The following is a 1,013-nucleotide window of genomic DNA, read 5'->3' as shown; positions in this document are numbered from 1 at the left end:
TTCCACCCCATGAGCAACACCGTCTACATCGGCGCCAAGGAATATTTCCCCGGTATCGGCAAGATCGGCTTCGAAGGCCGCGACTCGGACAACCCGCTGGCATTCAAGGTCTACGACGCCAACAAGCAGGTCGGCGACAAGACCATGGCCGAGCATCTGCGCTTTGCCGTGGCCTACTGGCACAGCTTCTGCGGCAACGGCGCCGATCCGTTCGGCCCGGGCACGCGCGCGTACCCGTGGGATATGGGCAACACCGCGTTGAATCGCGCCGAAGCCAAGGCCGATGCCGCGTTCGAGTTCTTCACCAAGCTCGGCGTGCCGTACTACTGCTTCCACGACATCGACCTGTCGCCCGATGCCGACGACATCGGTGAGTACCAGAGCAACCTCAAGCACATGGTCGGCATTGCCAAGCAGCGCCAGGCCGACACCGGCATCAAGCTGCTGTGGGGCACCGCCAACCTGTTCTCGCACCCGCGTTACATGAATGGTGCGTCGACCAACCCGGACTTCAATGTCGTCGCGCGTGCGGCGGTGCAGGTCAAGGCCGCGATCGATGCCACCGTCGAGCTGGGCGGCGAGAACTACGTGTTCTGGGGCGGCCGCGAAGGCTATGCCTGCCTGCACAACACCCAGATGAAGCGCGAGCAGGACAATATGGCGCGCTTCTTGACCCTGGCACGCGACTACGGCCGCGCGATCGGCTTCACCGGCAACTTCCTAATCGAGCCCAAGCCGATGGAGCCGATGAAGCACCAGTACGACTTCGACAGCGCCACGGTGATCGGCTTCCTGCGTCAGCACGGCCTGGACCAGGACTTCAAGCTGAACATCGAAGCCAACCACGCCACGCTGTCGGGCCACAGCTTCGAGCACGACCTGCAGGTGGCATCCGATGCCGGCCTGCTCGGCAGCATCGATGCCAACCGCGGCAACCCGCAGAACGGCTGGGATACCGACCAGTTCCCGACCGACCTGTACGACACCGTCGGCGCGATGCTGGTGGTGCTGCG

Annotated in this window: 1 protein-coding gene; it reads left to right on the top strand. The window is 63.8% G+C overall.

From position 1 onward, the window contains the following. Positions 1–9 precede the first annotated feature (9 nt). The coding region (gene xylA / locus AC1KVE_RS21000) for a xylose isomerase (RefSeq protein ID WP_481093117.1) at positions 10–1,013 on the top strand (1,004 nt) is incomplete at its 3' end.

It is taken from the genome of Xanthomonas sp. NCPPB 2864, assembly GCF_056675615.1.
Note: the sequence above shows the minus strand (reverse complement) of the source record. Positions and strands in the feature narration are given on the sequence as shown.